The sequence below is a fragment of the Hungatella sp. SL.1.14 genome (assembly GCF_024460495.1).
Classification (GTDB): Bacteria; Bacillota; Clostridia; order Lachnospirales; family Lachnospiraceae; genus Hungatella; species Hungatella hathewayi.
The window spans coordinates 1-15,458 of record NZ_JANFYJ010000009.1 but is presented as its reverse complement, the minus strand read 5'-3'; the positions used below and the strand labels follow the sequence as shown (position 1 = coordinate 15,458).

At 51.4% G+C, this 15,458-nt stretch carries 15 protein-coding genes and 1 pseudogene; 15 read left to right on the top strand and 1 reads right to left on the bottom strand.

What is annotated here, in order from left to right; translation table 11 throughout:
- Positions 1-21: 21 nt before the first annotated feature.
- The 4 genes from NE473_RS11215 to NE473_RS11200 all read left to right on the top strand — a co-directional run bounded on the left by NE473_RS11215 (position 22) and on the right by NE473_RS11200 (position 4,082).
- A complete protein-coding gene (locus NE473_RS11215) occupies positions 22-666 on the top strand; it encodes a CHC2 zinc finger domain-containing protein (RefSeq protein ID WP_002595104.1) in 645 nt (214 codons plus the stop codon).
- Positions 635-1,972: a virulence-associated E family protein gene (locus tag NE473_RS11210; protein WP_007047420.1), complete on the top strand. Its 1,338-nt coding sequence runs from the start codon at positions 635-637 to the stop codon at positions 1,970-1,972. The genes NE473_RS11215 and NE473_RS11210 overlap by 32 nt, the downstream gene beginning before the upstream one ends.
- A 241-nt stretch (positions 1,973-2,213) precedes the next feature.
- Complete coding sequence (locus NE473_RS11205; protein WP_002595102.1) at positions 2,214-2,411, top strand: hypothetical protein; 198 nt, start codon at positions 2,214-2,216, stop codon at positions 2,409-2,411.
- The gene (locus tag NE473_RS11200) at positions 2,412-4,082 is read left to right on the top strand and encodes a recombinase family protein (protein WP_005335872.1); all 1,671 of its coding nucleotides are present in this window, start codon (positions 2,412-2,414) and stop codon (positions 4,080-4,082) included.
- On the opposite strand, the gene NE473_RS33125 is transcribed toward NE473_RS11200, so the two are convergent.
- Positions 4,072-4,326: a hypothetical protein gene (locus NE473_RS33125; RefSeq protein ID WP_502802825.1), complete on the bottom strand. Its 255-nt coding sequence runs from the start codon at positions 4,324-4,326 to the stop codon at positions 4,072-4,074. The two genes, NE473_RS11200 and NE473_RS33125, sit on opposite strands and share 11 nt — an antisense overlap.
- 3 nt (positions 4,327-4,329) lie before the next feature.
- On the opposite strand from NE473_RS33125, the gene NE473_RS11190 reads away from it, so the two are divergent.
- The 11 genes and pseudogenes from NE473_RS11190 to NE473_RS11140 form a co-directional block, all read left to right on the top strand.
- The gene (locus NE473_RS11190; RefSeq protein WP_002576236.1) at positions 4,330-5,199 is read left to right on the top strand and encodes a VirB6/TrbL-like conjugal transfer protein, CD1112 family; all 870 of its coding nucleotides are present in this window, start codon (positions 4,330-4,332) and stop codon (positions 5,197-5,199) included.
- Positions 5,200-5,219: 20 nt separating this feature from the next.
- On the top strand, positions 5,220-5,675 hold the full coding sequence (locus NE473_RS11185) for a PrgI family protein (protein WP_009322013.1): 456 nt from the start codon (positions 5,220-5,222) through the stop codon (positions 5,673-5,675).
- Positions 5,632-8,031, top strand: a complete 2,400-nt coding sequence (locus NE473_RS11180) for a VirB4-like conjugal transfer ATPase, CD1110 family (RefSeq protein ID WP_256265256.1) — start codon at positions 5,632-5,634, stop codon at positions 8,029-8,031. The genes NE473_RS11185 and NE473_RS11180 overlap by 44 nt, the downstream gene beginning before the upstream one ends.
- Positions 8,028-8,411, top strand: a complete 384-nt coding sequence (locus NE473_RS11175; RefSeq protein ID WP_256265255.1) for a DUF3851 domain-containing protein — start codon at positions 8,028-8,030, stop codon at positions 8,409-8,411. The genes NE473_RS11180 and NE473_RS11175 overlap by 4 nt, the downstream gene beginning before the upstream one ends.
- Entirely contained in the window at positions 8,404-10,140 is a 1,737-nt protein-coding gene (locus NE473_RS11170; RefSeq protein WP_256265254.1) for a C40 family peptidase, read from the top strand. Before NE473_RS11175 ends, NE473_RS11170 begins: the two co-directional genes overlap by 8 nt.
- Before the next feature lie 28 nt (positions 10,141-10,168).
- The gene (locus NE473_RS11165) at positions 10,169-10,426 is read left to right on the top strand and encodes a DUF4315 family protein (RefSeq protein ID WP_002576231.1); all 258 of its coding nucleotides are present in this window, start codon (positions 10,169-10,171) and stop codon (positions 10,424-10,426) included.
- Positions 10,416-11,180, top strand: a complete 765-nt coding sequence (locus tag NE473_RS11160; protein WP_256265253.1) for a DUF4366 domain-containing protein — start codon at positions 10,416-10,418, stop codon at positions 11,178-11,180. The genes NE473_RS11165 and NE473_RS11160 overlap by 11 nt, the downstream gene beginning before the upstream one ends.
- A complete protein-coding gene (locus tag NE473_RS11155) occupies positions 11,177-11,380 on the top strand; it encodes a hypothetical protein (RefSeq protein WP_081453903.1) in 204 nt (67 codons plus the stop codon). Before NE473_RS11160 ends, NE473_RS11155 begins: the two co-directional genes overlap by 4 nt.
- Positions 11,367-13,475: a type IA DNA topoisomerase gene (locus NE473_RS11150; protein ID WP_256265252.1), complete on the top strand. Its 2,109-nt coding sequence runs from the start codon at positions 11,367-11,369 to the stop codon at positions 13,473-13,475. Before NE473_RS11155 ends, NE473_RS11150 begins: the two co-directional genes overlap by 14 nt.
- Positions 13,472-13,750, top strand: coding sequence for an immunoglobulin (locus tag NE473_RS11145; RefSeq protein ID WP_256265250.1), 279 nt, complete (start codon positions 13,472-13,474; stop codon positions 13,748-13,750). The genes NE473_RS11150 and NE473_RS11145 overlap by 4 nt, the downstream gene beginning before the upstream one ends.
- A 6-nt stretch (positions 13,751-13,756) precedes the next feature.
- Positions 13,757-15,337, top strand: a pseudogene (locus NE473_RS11140) (LPD28 domain-containing protein); the annotation flags it as partial.
- Positions 15,338-15,458 lie beyond the last annotated feature (121 nt).

Below are 15,458 nucleotides of genomic sequence, written 5' to 3'. Positions count from 1 at the left end.
TTTTTACAAGGAGGAATTGATTTGAATGTATTTGAAGCTGTGAAGCAGTCCGTTACGACAAGACAGGCTGCGGAGCATTACGGAATCCGGGTAAACAGAAACGGGATGGCTTGCTGCCCGTTCCACAACGATAAGACCCCCAGCATGAAGCTGGACAAGCGTTTCCACTGCTTCGGATGTGGTGCAGATGGGGATGTGATTGATTTTGTAGCTGCCCTGTACGGGCTGGGGAAAAAGGAAGCCGCCGCACAGTTGGCGAGTGACTTCGGGCTTGCCTATGAGGACTGGAAGCCACCGGGCAGGGCAAGGAAGCCCAAGCCCCGGCAGAAATCCCCGGAAGAACAGTTCCGGGAAGCAAAGGCACATTGCTTCCGTGTCCTTGCCGATTATCTACACCTCTTACGGGTATGGAAAACCGACTATGCCCCGCACTCCCCGGAGGAAGCGTTTCATCCCCGGTTCGTGGAAGCCTTGCAGAAGCAAGCCCATGTGGAATATCTGCTGGATGTGCTGCTGTTTGGGGATACGGAGGAAATCGCTTCACTGATTACGGAACATGGAAAGGATGTGATACAGCTTGAACAGCGAATGGCAGAGCTTGCCGCCGCAGACGCAGCAAGAACTAAAAAACACCATGAACGCCATGCAGCCGCCCCAGAGCGTTGAGGAAGTAAAGGCAACTCTGGAAACCACCGAGAAAGGCGGTGTCCGCCAGAGCATACGGAACTGCCTGACCGTATTCCAGCGTGACCCGGTGCTTGCCGGGGCAATCGCCTATAACATCCTGACCGACCGAAAGGACATCATAAAGCCCATCGGTTTTCACAGAGAAAGCACAGCCCTGACCGATACAGACATGAAGTATCTGCTTCTCTATCTGGAGGAAACCTACGGGCTGACCAGTGAGAAAAAGATTGAAACTGCCATCGGGATTGTGGCGAATGAGAATAAGTACCACCCCATCCGGGATTTTCTGAACAGCCTTGCATGGGACGGGACGGAGCGCATCCGCTTCTGTCTGCGGCACTTTCTGGGGGCGGATGTGGACGATTACACCTATGAAGCCCTAAAGCTGTTTCTTTTGGGGGCGATTACAAGGGCATTTAAGCCCGGAAGCAAGTTTGAAATCATGCTGTGTCTGGTAGGCGGTCAGGGGGCTGGCAAGTCCACCTTCTTCCGTCTGCTGGCAGTCCGGGACGAGTGGTTTTCCGATGATTTGCGGAAGCTGGACGATGATAACGTGTACCGCAAGCTGCAAGGTCACTGGATAATTGAAATGTCGGAAATGATGGCAACCGCCAATGCCAAGAGCATTGAGGAAATCAAGTCTTTTCTAAGCCGACAGAAAGAGGTTTATAAGATACCCTATGAAACCCACCCGGCAGACCGTCCCCGTCAGTGCGTGTTCGGCGGTACTTCCAACGCCCTTGACTTTCTCCCCCTTGACCGTTCCGGCAACCGCCGATTTATCCCGGTCATGGTGTACCCGGAGCAAGCCGAGGTTCACATTTTGGAGGACGAAGCCGCTTCCAGAGCCTATATCAGCCAGATGTGGGCGGAAGCAATGGAGATTTACCGAAGCGGCAGGTACAAGCTGTCATTCAGCCCAGCCATGCAGCGGTATCTCAAAGAACACCAGCGGGATTTTATGCCGGAGGACACCAAAGCCGGGATGATACAGGCTTACCTTGATAAGTACACCGGGGAAACGGTCTGTTCCAAGCAGCTCTACAAGGAAGCCTTAAATCACACCTTTGACGAGCCGAAGCAATGGGAAATCCGGGAAATCAACGAGATAATGAACCAGTGCATTACCGGGTGGAACTACTTTTCCAATCCAAGAATGTTTGCGGAATATGGCAGACAAAAGGGCTGGGAGCGTGAAATCCCGGCAACGGACACCGACAACCCGCCCGAAAAATCTATGGACGGTTTTGTGGAGGTCACGGAGCAGATGGAGCTTCCATTCTGAAAATGACAGCCCGTTGCCGACTTCGTTGCTATCCCGTTGCCGAGCCGGTTGCCGGGGAAAAACCCATAACTGCGGGCTTTTCTCCCCTATGACAACCAAAACAACAGAAAAATAAAAGAAAAGTATAAATAGTAACCACCGCCAGATTGAGATTGTTTGCAAGGTCTTTTGAAGCCCGTTGCCGGACTTCGTTGCCGACACCCTCTGTCTGGCTATTTTCATGTATGGAGGATAACTGCCTATGGCAAAAAACAAAACAGAGATTCATGTGACCACTGTATTTGACGGGGAGCTGGACGCCACCGATGTGTTCGTCAGCCTGATTTCCCAGAAATACGGCAAGACAAATACAAAAGAATATCTTGCTAAAAAGAAAGAATTGAAGTATAATGAAGATGAGGTTCAAAAGAGCCGGATACCGTCTGGATTGTGTGGGTAAATGGCTATGATGAACGAAATGGAATACAGAACAATCGGTTCGGCACTTGCCGGGGGCTATCGTGCAGCGGTCTATTGCAGACTGTCAAAGGACGATGACCTGCAAGGCGAAAGTGCCAGTATCGCAAACCAGCGTGATATGCTGGAAAAATACTGCGAAAAGCAGGGATGGGAGGTTGTGGCAGTCTATCAGGACGATGGCTTCACAGGTCTTAATATGGAGCGTCCTGATTTACAGAGAATGTTGAGATCCATTGAGCGCAGGCAAATCAACCTTGTTATCACGAAAGACCTCAGCCGACTGGGGCGTAACTATCTGCAAACCGGGCATTTGATTGAGGACTTTTTCCCAAGAAACGGGGTGCGCTATATCGCCATGAATGACGGTATCGACACCTTACGGGATAACAACGACATTGCCCCGTTCAAGAATATCCTGAACGAGATGTACAGCAAGGATATTTCCAAGAAAGTCCATTCCTCTTATCTTCTGAAAGCGCAGAAAGGACAGTTTACCGGGTGTCTTGCCCCGTTTGGGTATCGGAAAGACCCGGAGGACAAAAACCATCTGCTCATTGACGAGGAAACCGCCCCGATTGTGCGGCTGATTTTCGGATATGCCCTAAACGGTCATGGTCCGAACTATATCCGCAGACGGCTGGAGGAAGAAAAAATCCCCTGCCCCACATGGTGGAACCGGGAACGGGGGCTTCGCAATACCCGCACCAAATGGGAAAAGAAAGACCCGGAAAACGGGCGGTATATGTGGGACTTCTCCGTTATCAAAGACCTTTTGATGAATCCCGTCTACACCGGGGCGATTGCTTCCCAGAAAAAAGACTACCGCTTCAAAATCGGCACGATTGGGGAAAAGAAACCGGAGGACTGGGTTGTGGTTGAGGGACAGCACGAACCGCTGATTGACCGCATGAGCTTTGATATTGTGCAGAACAAGCTGAAATCCCGCCAGCGTCCGGGGCAGACCAATGAAATCAGCCTGTTTGCCGGACTGATAAAATGCGGCGAGTGTGGGAAGTCGCTGACGATACGCTACACAAACGCAAAACATCCCCAGCGGATTTACTCCTGCAAGACCTACAATGCCTTTGGAAAGAACCACTGCACCCAGCACCGGATTGACTATGACACCCTTTACAGCCATGTGCTGCGGAAAATCCGGGAATGTGCCAGAGCTGCCCTGATGGACGGGGAAGCGGTTGCTGACCGCCTGACCAATACCTGTGAAGCCGAGCAGCGGGAACAGCGGGAAGCAATGGAACGCTCCCTTACAAGGGACGAGGAACGGATTGAGGTTCTGGACAAAATGGTCATGCGGCTTTATGAGGATATGATTGCAGGGCGTATCAGTGAGCAGAATTTCAACACCATGCTGGAAAAGACACAGACCGAGCAGACGGAGCTTAAAACAAAAGTGTCCGAGGGCAGAAAGCGGCTGTCCGATGAAGTCCAGCTTGCCAATGACGCAAAACAATGGGTGGAAGCCATTCAGGAATACGCCAACATCACAGAGCTGGACGCAGCCACCCTCAACCGCTTAATCAAAGAAATCGTCGTGCATGAGCGCATTGACGAAGATAAAACAAGACACATTTCTATCGAAATTCATTTTAATCTCAAACCCATCCCGGAGGTGGAACAGGTCACTGCCTGACCTGTCCCGCCGGGACGGTTCTCTTAAAAAATACCATATAGATTTTTTGTACGCCGCCGCCCGCCATCGAGCAGAGTTTTACACCTAATTGGGGATAAAACAGCTCATGGCCGGCGCTGGTGTAGCCGTAGTTGGCATGGTCCTTGTACCTCTGCTCTCCGGGCTGTTCTCTGTCTAAGCGTTCCTGTATGAAATCCTTGCCGCTCCCGCAGTTCTGCGGGGGCGGCGGAAAGGAGGTTGACACCGTATGGATTTCTTACTTGAAGCCCTGACAAATTGGCTGAAAGAAATGCTGGTGGGCGGTATTATGAGCAACCTTTCGGGGATGTTTGACAGCGTAAACCAACAGGTCGCGGATATATCCGTACAGGTAGGACAGACCCCACAGGGATGGAATGGCAGTATTTTCAATATGATTGAGAATCTGTCAAACTCCATCATGGTGCCGATTGCAGGTGTGATCCTGGCTATCGTGATGACCGTAGACCTGATCCAGATGATTGCAGACAAGAACAACCTGCATGATGTGGATACCTGGATGATTTTCAAGTGGGTGTTCAAATCAGCTGCCGCCATCCTCATTGTCACAAACACATGGAATATCGTGATGGGCGTCTTTGATATGGCGCAGAGCGTGGTGGCGCAGGCGGCAGGGATTATCAATTCGGATGCGTCCATTGACATTTCCTCAGTTATGACCGATCTGGAACCGAGGCTGATGGAAATGGATTTGGGACCGCTGTTCGGACTGTGGTTCCAATCCCTCTTTATTGGCATTACCATGTGGGCGTTGTATATCTGTATCTTTATCGTTATTTATGGCCGTATGATCGAGATCTACCTTGTAACTTCGGTGGCTCCCGTTCCAATGGCTGCAATGATGGGCAAGGAATGGGGCGGTATGGGACAGAATTACCTCCGATCTCTGCTGGCACTGGGCTTTCAGGCGTTTCTCATTATCGTCTGCGTGGCAATTTATGCTGTGCTGGTGCAGAACATCGCTCTGGAAGATGACATCATCATGGCAATCTGGAGCTGCGTGGGCTACACCGTACTGCTATGTTTTACGCTGTTCAAAACCGGCAGTCTCGCCAAATCAGTCTTTCAGGCACACTAAAACGGAAGGAGGTTTCTACATTGGCTTATGTACCCGTACCCAAGGACTTAACAAAAGTCAAAACAAAGGTCATGTTCAATCTGACCAAGCGGCAGCTTATCTGCTTCACGGGCGGAGCGCTTATTGGCGTACCGCTTTTCTTTTTGCTCAGAAAACCTACCGGAAACAGTGTAGCGGCTATGTGTATGATGCTGGTTATGCTGCCCTTCTTTATGCTGGCTATGTACGAAAAGCATGGACAGCCTCTGGAAAAGATCGTGGGCAACATTCTCAAAGTAGCTGTGATCCGTCCAAAGCAGCGACCTTACCAGACCAACAACTTTTATGCCGTATTAAAGCGGCAGGAAATGCTCGATAAGGAGGTGTATGACATTGTTCACCGCAATAAAAAAATGGCTGCATCGGATGTTCGGAAAAACCGAGGAAAAAACTGTGCAGCCGGTAAAGACAAAGAAAAAACTGTCCCGCACCGATAAGAAGCAGATCGAAGCGGCCATTGCCCGCGCTAACCGCACGGACAAAAAAGGAAAATCTGCGCAGGACAGTATCCCTTATGAACGGATGTGGCCGGACGGAATCTGTCGCATATCGGACAGCCACTACACAAAGACCATCCAGTTTCAGGACATCAACTATCAGCTCTCCCAAAACGAAGATAAGACGGCAATCTTTGAGGGGTGGTGTGATTTCCTCAATTATTTTGACAGCTCGATTCATTTCCAGCTGTCTTTTTTGAACCTTGCGGCATCGGAGGAGACCTTTGCTAACTCCATTTCCATCCCGCCCCAGAGGGACGCCTTTGACAGTATCCGCGAGGAATACACCACAATGCTGCAAAATCAGCTGGCCAGAGGTAACAACGGTCTTATCAAGACCAAATACCTGACCTTTGGTATCGACGCGGACAGCATCAAAGCCGCCAAGCCCCGTCTGGAGCGTATTGAGACCGATATACTTAATAACTTCAAGCGTCTTGGTGTAGCTGCCAGAACGCTGGACGGTAAAGAAAGGCTTTTTCAGCTTCATGCGGTATTCCACATGGATGAACAACTCCCGTTTCAGTTTGAATGGGACTGGCTGGCTCCTTCCGGTCTGTCCACAAAGGATTTTATTGCACCAAGCTCCTTTGAGTTCCGCACCGGCAAGCAGTTCCGTATGGGTAAGAAATACGGGACTGTTTCTTTTTTGCAGATTCTCGCACCGGAGCTGAATGACCGTTTGCTGGCTGATTTTCTGGATATGGAAAGCTCGCTTATTGTGAGTATGCACATTCAGTCGGTGGATCAGGTGAAAGCCATCAAAACGGTAAAGCGGAAGATTACCGACCTGGACCGCAGCAAGATCGAGGAACAGAAAAAAGCAGTCCGTGCCGGATACGACATGGACATCATTCCATCTGACCTTGCCACCTACGGCAGTGAAGCGAAAAAACTCTTGCAGGATTTGCAGAGCCGCAACGAGAGAATGTTCCTTTTGACCTTTCTGGTGCTGAACACAGCGGACAATCCCCGTCAGCTTGGCAACAACATCTTTCAGGCAGGCTCTATTGCCCAGAAGTATAACTGTCAGCTGACCAGGCTGGACTTCCAGCAGGAAGAAGGGCTGATGAGCTGTCTGCCTCTGGGTCTTAATCAGATTGAGATCCAGCGAGGACTGACCACCAGTTCCACAGCTATCTTTGTGCCCTTCACTACGCAGGAACTGTTCCAGAACGGGAAAGAAGCCCTGTACTACGGCATCAATGCTCTGTCCAACAACCTCATCATGGTGGACAGAAAGCTGCTGAAAAACCCCAACGGCCTGATTCTGGGTACGCCGGGTTCCGGTAAGTCCTTCAGCGCAAAACGAGAAATTGCCAACTGCTTTTTGCTTACCAGTGATGATGTTATTATCTGTGACCCGGAAGCGGAGTACGCACCTCTTGTTGAGCGTCTGCATGGGCAGGTCATCAAGATCTCACCTACTTCAACCAACTATATCAATCCGATGGATCTGAATCTGGACTATTCGGATGATGAAAGCCCGCTGTCACTCAAGTCTGACTTTATCCTCAGCTTGTGTGAGCTGATCGTGGGCGGTAAGGAGGGCTTGCAGCCGGTGCAGAAAACCATTATTGACCGTTGTGTACGGCTGGTTTACAACGAATATCTCAATGACCCAAAGCCGGAGAATATGCCGATTTTGGAGGACCTTTATAACTTGCTGCGGGAGCAGGAAGAAAAAGAAGCTCAATACATTGCAACGGCATTGGAAATCTATGTAACGGGTTCTTTGAATGTGTTCAATCATCAGAGCAATGTGGACATTGATAACCGGATTGTCTGCTATGACATCAAGGAACTGGGCAAGCAGCTCAAGAAAATCGGTATGCTGGTGGTACAGGATCAGGTGTGGAACCGCGTTACCATCAACCGTGCCGCTCACAAGTCTACCCGCTACTACATCGACGAGATGCACCTGCTTTTGAAGGAGGAGCAGACCGCCGCCTATACGGTGGAAATCTGGAAGCGATTCAGAAAATGGGGCGGTATTCCGACAGGTATCACCCAGAATGTCAAAGACCTTTTGAGCAGCCGCGAGGTAGAGAACATCTTTGAAAACTCGGACTTCGTGTATATGCTTAACCAGGCAGGCGGAGACCGCCAGATTTTGGCGAAGCAACTGGGGATTTCCACGCACCAGCTTAGCTATGTGACCCACTCCGGTGAGGGCGAGGGCCTGCTGTTCTATGGCTCCACGATCCTGCCTTTCGTGGATCACTTCCCGAAGAACACCGAGCTTTACCGCATTATGACCACCAAACCTCAAGAATTGAAAAAGGAGGATGAATGATTATGAATCTCAACATTTTGAATAAAAATCCGCTGATGTTTTTTGACAGGGCGGTAAATGCCCAGCGCAGCCAGCTGCTTACGGTCATGGCTGATGCGGTAAGTGAGTGCCGCACGGCGGCAGATCAGGCAGTCGAACTGAATGAGACCGGTCAGGTGGGGCTGCTCCGTTTGGCAGAGGTGTGGAGCACCATCCGTGCCAAAGAAGGTATGGGGGGTCTGGTTCTGGAAGGAACCGAAGCGAAGATTCTGTCCGATGTGGTGGCACAGTTTTATGCCTACCTGTCCGGCTGTATGTTCAACGATCCGGTGGGAATGGCCATTTATGCAGAGCTGCACTACATGATGTCCTCCCTCATGCTGGGAGAATGGTTTGAATAAGGAACCGCGCCTGCGCTTTACTGATGAGGAACGGTCTGACCCTGCACTGGAAAAGCCGATCCGTAAAGCGGAGAAAGCTGCGGCCAGAGCAGATAAGGCGCAGGCCAATATCCCAAAGAAAAAGGTCAGGCAGAGGGTCATTGACCCGGATACCGGAAAAAAGACCTCGAAGCTGACCTTTGAGGACAAGAAAAAGCCACCTTCCAAAGTTTCTCAAGGAGTCAGGGAAGCTCCCGTCCATCTGGTTGCGGGCAAGCTCCACAAAGAGATCCAGGAAACAGAGCAGGACAATGTGGGCGTGGAAAGCGCCCACAAGTCCGAGGAGGCGGTGGAGACCGGCGCTTATCTGGTGCGGGAGGGCTATCGCAGCCACAAGCTGAAGCCGTATCGCAAAGCAGCCCAAGCAGAGCGCCAACTGGAAAAGGCAAATATAAATGTTCTGTACCAGAAATCTTTGCAGGAAAATCCCCAGTTTGCCAGCAATCCGTTTTCCCGCTGGCAGCAAAAGCAGGCCATTAAAAAGCAGTATGCCGCCGCCAAACACGCCGGTCAGACTGCCGGAAATACCGCCCAGGCTGCATCCAAAACCGGAAAAGCCGCAAGGACGGTAAAAGAAAAGGTACAGCAGGCAGGGGCATTCGTCATGCGCCACAAGAAGGGTTTCCTGATGGCAGGGGTTTTGTTCCTCATTACCTGTATGCTGATGAATACCATGTCCTCCTGCTCCATGATGGCGCAGAGCATCGGTTCCGTTCTCTCCGGCACCACCTATCCGTCGGATGACCCGGAAATGCTGGCGGTGGAGGCAGATTATGCAGCCAGAGAAGCCCAGTTGCAGGAGGAAATCGACAACATAGAAAGCAGCCACCCAGGGTATGACGAGTATCGCTATGACCTTGGTATGATCGGTCATGACCCTCATGAGCTGGCAGCATTTCTGTCTGCCGTTTTGCAAGGCTACACCCGGCAGAGCGCTCAGGCAGAGCTGGCGCGTGTGTTTGCAGCACAGTATCAGCTGACGCTTACTGAGGAAGTGGAGATTCGCTACCGCACGGAGACCTCCACCGACCCGGAGACCGGCGAGACCACCTCAGAAGAAGTCCCCTATGAGTATTACATTTTGAATGTGAAACTCACCAGCAAGCCCATTTCCGCTGTGGCGTCGGAGATTCTGACCCCGGAGCAGATGGAAATGTATCAGGTTTACCGGCAGACCATGGGCAATAAGCCGCTGTTGTTTGGCGGCGGTTCCCCTGATACCAGCGGCTCGGAAGATCTGTCCGGTGTGCAGTTCATTAACGGTACCCGCCCCGGCAATCCTCAGCTGGTGGAACTGGCCAAGCGTCAGGTGGGCAATGTGGGCGGCTATCCTTATTGGAGCTGGTATGGCTTTGACAGCCGCGTGGAGTGGTGCGCCTGCTTTGTATCCTGGTGTTATAACCAGGCTGGAAAAAGTGAACCGCGCTTTGCAGGCTGTGAGTGGCAGGGCGTTCCGTGGTTCCAGTCTCATGGACAATGGGGTGCAAGAGGCTATAACAATCTGGCTCCCGGAGATGCAATTTTCTTTGATTGGGATTTGGATGGGACAGCAGACCATGTGGGTATCGTGATCGGTACGGATGGCAGCCGTGTTTATACGGTGGAGGGAAATTCCGGCGATGCCTGCAAGATCAAAAGTTATGACCTGAATTATCAAAGTATTAAGGGCTACGGCCTGATGAACTGGTAACAGACTTTGTGGAAAGGAGTGAACGGTTATGGCAAAAAACAAAATTGAACGTATCGACCAGGAAATTGAGAAAACCCGTGAGAAGATTGCGGAATATCAGGAAAAGCTCAAGACCCTGGAAGCACAGAAAACGGAGGCAGAGAATCTGGAAATCGTTCAGATGGTTCGTGCGTTACGCATGACTCCAGCACAGCTGAACGCTATGCTTTCCGGTGGAATGAACCACGGCAGAGATACAGCACTGTCGGAATCAAATAATCAGGAGGCTACCGCTTATGAAGAATAAAAGGATTTGCAAAACACTTTCCGCCCTTTGCCTGACAATGGTTGTGGCATTTGGCTTTACGATCCCTGCTTTCGCACAGGGGGCAGAACAGGCTCCGGCGGCACCGGTAGAGGATTCTACCAATGACAGCAATGTGATTGTGGAAGAAGCAGAACCGGCACCGGCACTTACACCAGATGGCAATGCCGCTCTGGTGGATGATTTTGGTGGCAATAAGCAGCTCATTACCGTTACCACCAAGGCTGGCAACTATTTTTACATTTTGATCGACAGGGCTAATGAGGACAAGGAGACTGCTGTTCACTTTCTGAATCAGGTGGACGATGCAGACCTTGCGGCGCTGATGGAAGATGGAAAACCCAAAGAGGAGATGCCTGCGGTATGCAGCTGTTCAACAAAATGTGAAGCAGGGGCAGTCAATACGGCCTGCCTGGTCTGCGCAACTGATAAGAGTAAATGTACGGGCAAAGCACCGGAACCTCCGGCAGAAACATCGGAGCCGGAAAAAGAGAAGGCTGCCGTATTAAACCCGGCTGCGATAGTCCTTTTGCTGGCTCTGCTGGGAGGCGGTGGCGTATTTGCCTACTTGAAGCTCGTTAAGAACAAGCCTAAGACCAAGGGCAATGACAGTCTGGACGATTATGATTATGGCGAGGAAGATTCCGAGGAATGGGAAACCGAGGATGAGGAGTCGGAAGAACCGGATGCTGACGGGGGCAGCACAGAAGAAGATGATGAGGACAGTGTGAAATGACCCGTTTCACAGACAGTCCCTATGAACGCATGATGACACGCAGGCCGGAGGGCGGGAAGGAAACTTCCCGTCCTCCTTCTTTACCCAACAGCCACCCCTGCTATGGTTGCGGGAATTATGGAAGACCCTGCGTAGGTATCTGTCACCGGGAAATGTCCCGATGGCTCAAAGAGAGGAGGAACCATCATGGCTCAACATAAATTGGTAATTGCCGAAAAACCATCGGTTGCCCAGAGTTTGTCGGCGGTGATCGGCGCAACCGTTCGTAAGGACGGGTATCTGGAGGGTAATGGCTGGCGTGTCAGCTGGTGTGTGGGCCATCTGGCCGGTCTTGCGGATGCAGACAGTTATGACCCCAAGTATGCCAAGTGGCGATATGATGACCTGCCTATTCTGCCGGAGCATTGGCAGATGGTGGTGGGAAAGGATAAGAAAAAGCAGTTTGATATTCTCAAAAAGCTGATGAATGCCCCGGATGTTTCGGAGGTGGTAAATGCCTGCGATGCCGGACGCGAGGGCGAGTTGATCTTCCGTAGCGTCTATGAGCTGGCAGGTTGCAAGAAGCCGATGAAAAGGCTCTGGATTTCTTCGATGGAAGACTCCGCCATAAGGGAAGGCTTTGCAAACCTGCGCCCCAGTGCGGACTATGACGGACTTCGAGATGCTGCCCTCTGCCGTGCCAAGGCCGACTGGCTGGTGGGGATCAATGCGACAAGGCTTTTTTCCGTGCTGTATCACCGAACCCTCAACATCGGGCGCGTGATGTCCCCGACGCTGGCGCTTATTGTTCAGCGAGAAGCTGAGATCGACACCTTTCAGCCGGTTCCCTTTTATACCGTGGCGCTGGAGCTGCCCGGTCTTACCGTATCCGGGGAGCGCATGGCGAATAAGGCCGCTGCCGAGCAGCTGAAAGAAGCCTGTCAGGGTGCAAATGTCACAATCAAAAAGGTGGAGTGCAAGGAAAAGTCCGAAAAGCCGCCTTCCCTCTATGACCTGACTACCCTGCAAAGAGATGCCAACCGCCTGCTTGGATTTACAGCCCAGCAGACCCTGGACTATCTACAAAGCCTGTATGAAAAGAAGCTCTGCACCTATCCCCGTACTGACAGCCGCTATCTGACTGGTGATATGGCAGACAGCCTGCCGGTGCTGGTGAATCTGGTTGCCAGTGCTATGCCGTTTCGCAAAGGGATCGCCATTACCTGTGATCCGCATACGGTCATCAACGATAAGAAAGTAACTGACCACCACGCAGTAATCCCTACCAGAAACCTCAAGGATGCAGATCTTTCTGCACTTCCAGCGGGAGAAAAAGCGGTGCTGGAGCTGGTGGCCCTGCGTCTGCTGTGCGCCGTAGCCCAGCCCTATATCTATTCGGAAACCGTTGTGATTGCAGCGTGTGCCGATGGGGAGTTTACCGCCAAAGGAAAAACGGTGAAGCACCTCGGATGGAAAGCACTGGAGGACACTTACCGTGCCAAAATGAAGGATGCAGAGCCGAAAAAAGAGGGCGCAGAGAAAGCCCTGCCGGAGCTGACCGAAGGACAGACCCTTTCGGTTTCTGCGGCAATCGTCAAAGAAGGCAAAAGCAGTCCGCCTCAGCACTTTACGGAGGATACCTTGTTGTCCGCAATGGAGACTGCCGGAAAAGAGAATATGCCGGAGGACGCCGAGCGAAAAGGTCTGGGGACACCGGCCACCCGTGCCGGTATTTTGGAAAAGCTGGTATCTGCCGGCTTTCTGGAACGAAAAAAGAGCAGGAAAACGGTGCAGCTTCTTCCTTCCCACGATGCAGTTTCCCTGATCACCGTCCTGCCGGAACAGCTGCAATCGCCGCTTCTGACTGCCGAGTGGGAGTATCGCCTGGGCGAGATCGAGCGCGGGCAGCTTGCACCAGAGGAGTTTCTGGACGGGATCAGCACCATGCTGAAAGATCTGGTGGGAACTTATCAGGTCATCAAGGGAACCGAGTACCTGTTTACTCCGCCCCGTGAGGTGGTGGGCAAATGCCCTCGCTGCGGCGGTGAAGTTGCAGAACTGCAAAAAGGTTTCTTCTGTCAGAATGATTCTTGTAAATTTGCAATCTGGAAAAACAACAAATGGTGGGCTGCCAAGAAAAAACAGCCGACCAAAGCTGTGGTGTCTGCGCTGCTGAACGATGGCTGTGTCCGTGTGACGGGGCTATATTCGGAGAAAACCGGCAAGACCTACGATGCCACTGTGGTTTTGGAGGACGATGGACAGTATGCCAACTTCAAGCTGGAATTTGACCAGCGGAAAGGAGGCAGCCGATGAAGCTCTCTTTAGTGGAACGGGAAACCATTCTCCTCTATAACCAGGCAGAACCAATGGCTGAGGTCTACACCCACGATCCCCGTCTGATGGAGAAGCTGGAACTGCTGGCAAAAAAGCACCCCGACCAGATCACCCGAAAGGATGCCCATAACTTTACCGTTCCAAAGCGGTGTGTATTAGTCCGGGAGCCATACAGCGCCGAGCGTCGCAAAGCTGCCAGTGAACGGGCGAAAGCCGCCGGATACCAGCCTCCTATGCGAAAGTCCGGCAGTTAAAGGCACATGGCAGAGAATGTATTTGAAGCAGTCAAGCAGTCGGTCAGCACCAGAGAAGCGGCAGAGTTTTATGGGATCGAGGTCAAACGAAATGGCATGGCCTGCTGTCCCTTCCACGATGATAAGAACCCCAGCATGAAGGTAGACCAGCGATTCCACTGCTTTGGCTGCGGTGAAGATGGGGATGTGATCGACTTTACCGCAAAGCTCTTTAACCTCTCCCCAAAAGAAGCGGCGGAGAAACTGGCACAGGACTTTGGCCTGATCTATGACAGTCAGGCCCCGCCCCGCAGGAGATATGTCCGGCAAAAAACTGAGGCACAGAAGTTTCGGGAGGATCGACAGCGCTGTTACCGCGTACTGTCCGATTACTACTATCTGCTGAAAAAATGGGAAGCCGACCGTTCTCCAAGGACACCGGAGGAAGAACCGCACCCCCGCTTTGTGGAAGCAATCCAGAAGAAATCCTATGTAGAGTACCTGCTGGACCTTTTTCTTTATGAAAGTGAAGAAGAACAAAAGGCATGGATTGCAGAACACACAGCAGAAATCACACACTTGGAAAGGAGATTGAAAATCATGGCTGAGAACAAACCCACCAACCGAGAACGGCTAAGGGAAATCACAGATGGCATCGAGCAGGGCATCAAAGAACTGTTTGAGAGTGAAAAGTATATGCGCTATCTGTCCGTCATGTCCCGCTTCCACCGCTATTCGGTAAACAACACCATGCTCATCTATATGCAGAAGCCGGACGCCACATTGGTAGCCGGATACAATAAGTGGAAAGACCAGTTTGAGCGTCATGTAAAAAAAGGCGAGCATGGCATTACCATCATCGCTCCCACACCGTATAAGAAGAAAATCGAGGAGCAGAAGCTGGACCCAGATACCAAGGCTCCGATTCTGGATAAAGACGGAAAGATCGTCACAGAGGAAAAAGAAATCGAGATTCCCATGTTTCGCCCTGTCAAGGTCTTTGATGTGAGTCAGACCGACGGTAAACCTTTGCCGGAGCTTGCTTCCTCCCTTTCCGGCAATGTGCCAAATTATGAGGCATTCATGGAGGCCCTGCGCCGCAGCGCACCGGTGCCGATTACTTTTGAAGCAATGGCCGCCGATACGGACGGCTATTTTTCTGCCGATCATCAGAAAATTGCCATTCGTCAGGGCATGAGCGAGGTGCAGACGGTTTCGGCCACGGTTCACGAGATTGCTCACAGCAAGCTCCACAATCAGGAAAAGATCCAGATTGCCAATGACGAGCAATATCAGGAGATCGAGCTGTTTGATAAACTTGGTCTGTTCTCCAACGGACGGATTGCTCGCGATAATCTGCCAGAGGGCGTTTATTGCTATGACCTGCGCGGTTCTGACTACGATCCTGGAGATCCGGTCTGTGTGGAAGAACGAGTGGTTGTAAACCATGCAGGCTCCGTTCTGATGACAGAGCCGTTGGAACTGACGGAAGATGGACGCTTGATGCTGACCGAGGAAAAAGGGCTGAATTTTACCGGTGGCTTTTCTACCCTCTCCCAGTTTTTGCAGAAACAGAGGAAAGATCGCCACACGGAGGAAGTGGAGGCTTTATACTCATATTTTTATAATGTTGATTTTTTAAATTATTTTCCATAAATCCTCACTTTCTTGTAAAAAAGATGAGCATTATCAGATACGCTATTATCAGGTTTTCCCCTCGAATGGGAAA

Excerpts from the sequence above, each read along its gene's own strand:
- NE473_RS11210 (WP_007047420.1), top strand. The coding sequence starts at position 635 with ATGAACGCCATGCAGCCGCCCCAGAGCGTTGAGGAAGTAAAGGCAACT.
- NE473_RS11205 (WP_002595102.1), top strand. The coding sequence starts at position 2,214 with ATGGCAAAAAACAAAACAGAGATTCATGTGACCACTGTATTTGACGGG.
- NE473_RS11200 (WP_005335872.1), top strand. The coding sequence starts at position 2,412 with ATGGCTATGATGAACGAAATGGAATACAGAACAATCGGTTCGGCACTT.
- NE473_RS11190 (WP_002576236.1), top strand. The coding sequence starts at position 4,330 with ATGGATTTCTTACTTGAAGCCCTGACAAATTGGCTGAAAGAAATGCTG.
- NE473_RS11175 (WP_256265255.1), top strand. The coding sequence starts at position 8,028 with ATGATTATGAATCTCAACATTTTGAATAAAAATCCGCTGATGTTTTTT.
- NE473_RS11165 (WP_002576231.1), top strand. The coding sequence starts at position 10,169 with ATGGCAAAAAACAAAATTGAACGTATCGACCAGGAAATTGAGAAAACC.
- NE473_RS11160 (WP_256265253.1), top strand. The coding sequence starts at position 10,416 with ATGAAGAATAAAAGGATTTGCAAAACACTTTCCGCCCTTTGCCTGACA.
- NE473_RS11155 (WP_081453903.1), top strand. The coding sequence starts at position 11,177 with ATGACCCGTTTCACAGACAGTCCCTATGAACGCATGATGACACGCAGG.
- NE473_RS11150 (WP_256265252.1), top strand. The coding sequence starts at position 11,367 with ATGGCTCAACATAAATTGGTAATTGCCGAAAAACCATCGGTTGCCCAG.
- NE473_RS11145 (WP_256265250.1), top strand. The coding sequence starts at position 13,472 with ATGAAGCTCTCTTTAGTGGAACGGGAAACCATTCTCCTCTATAACCAG.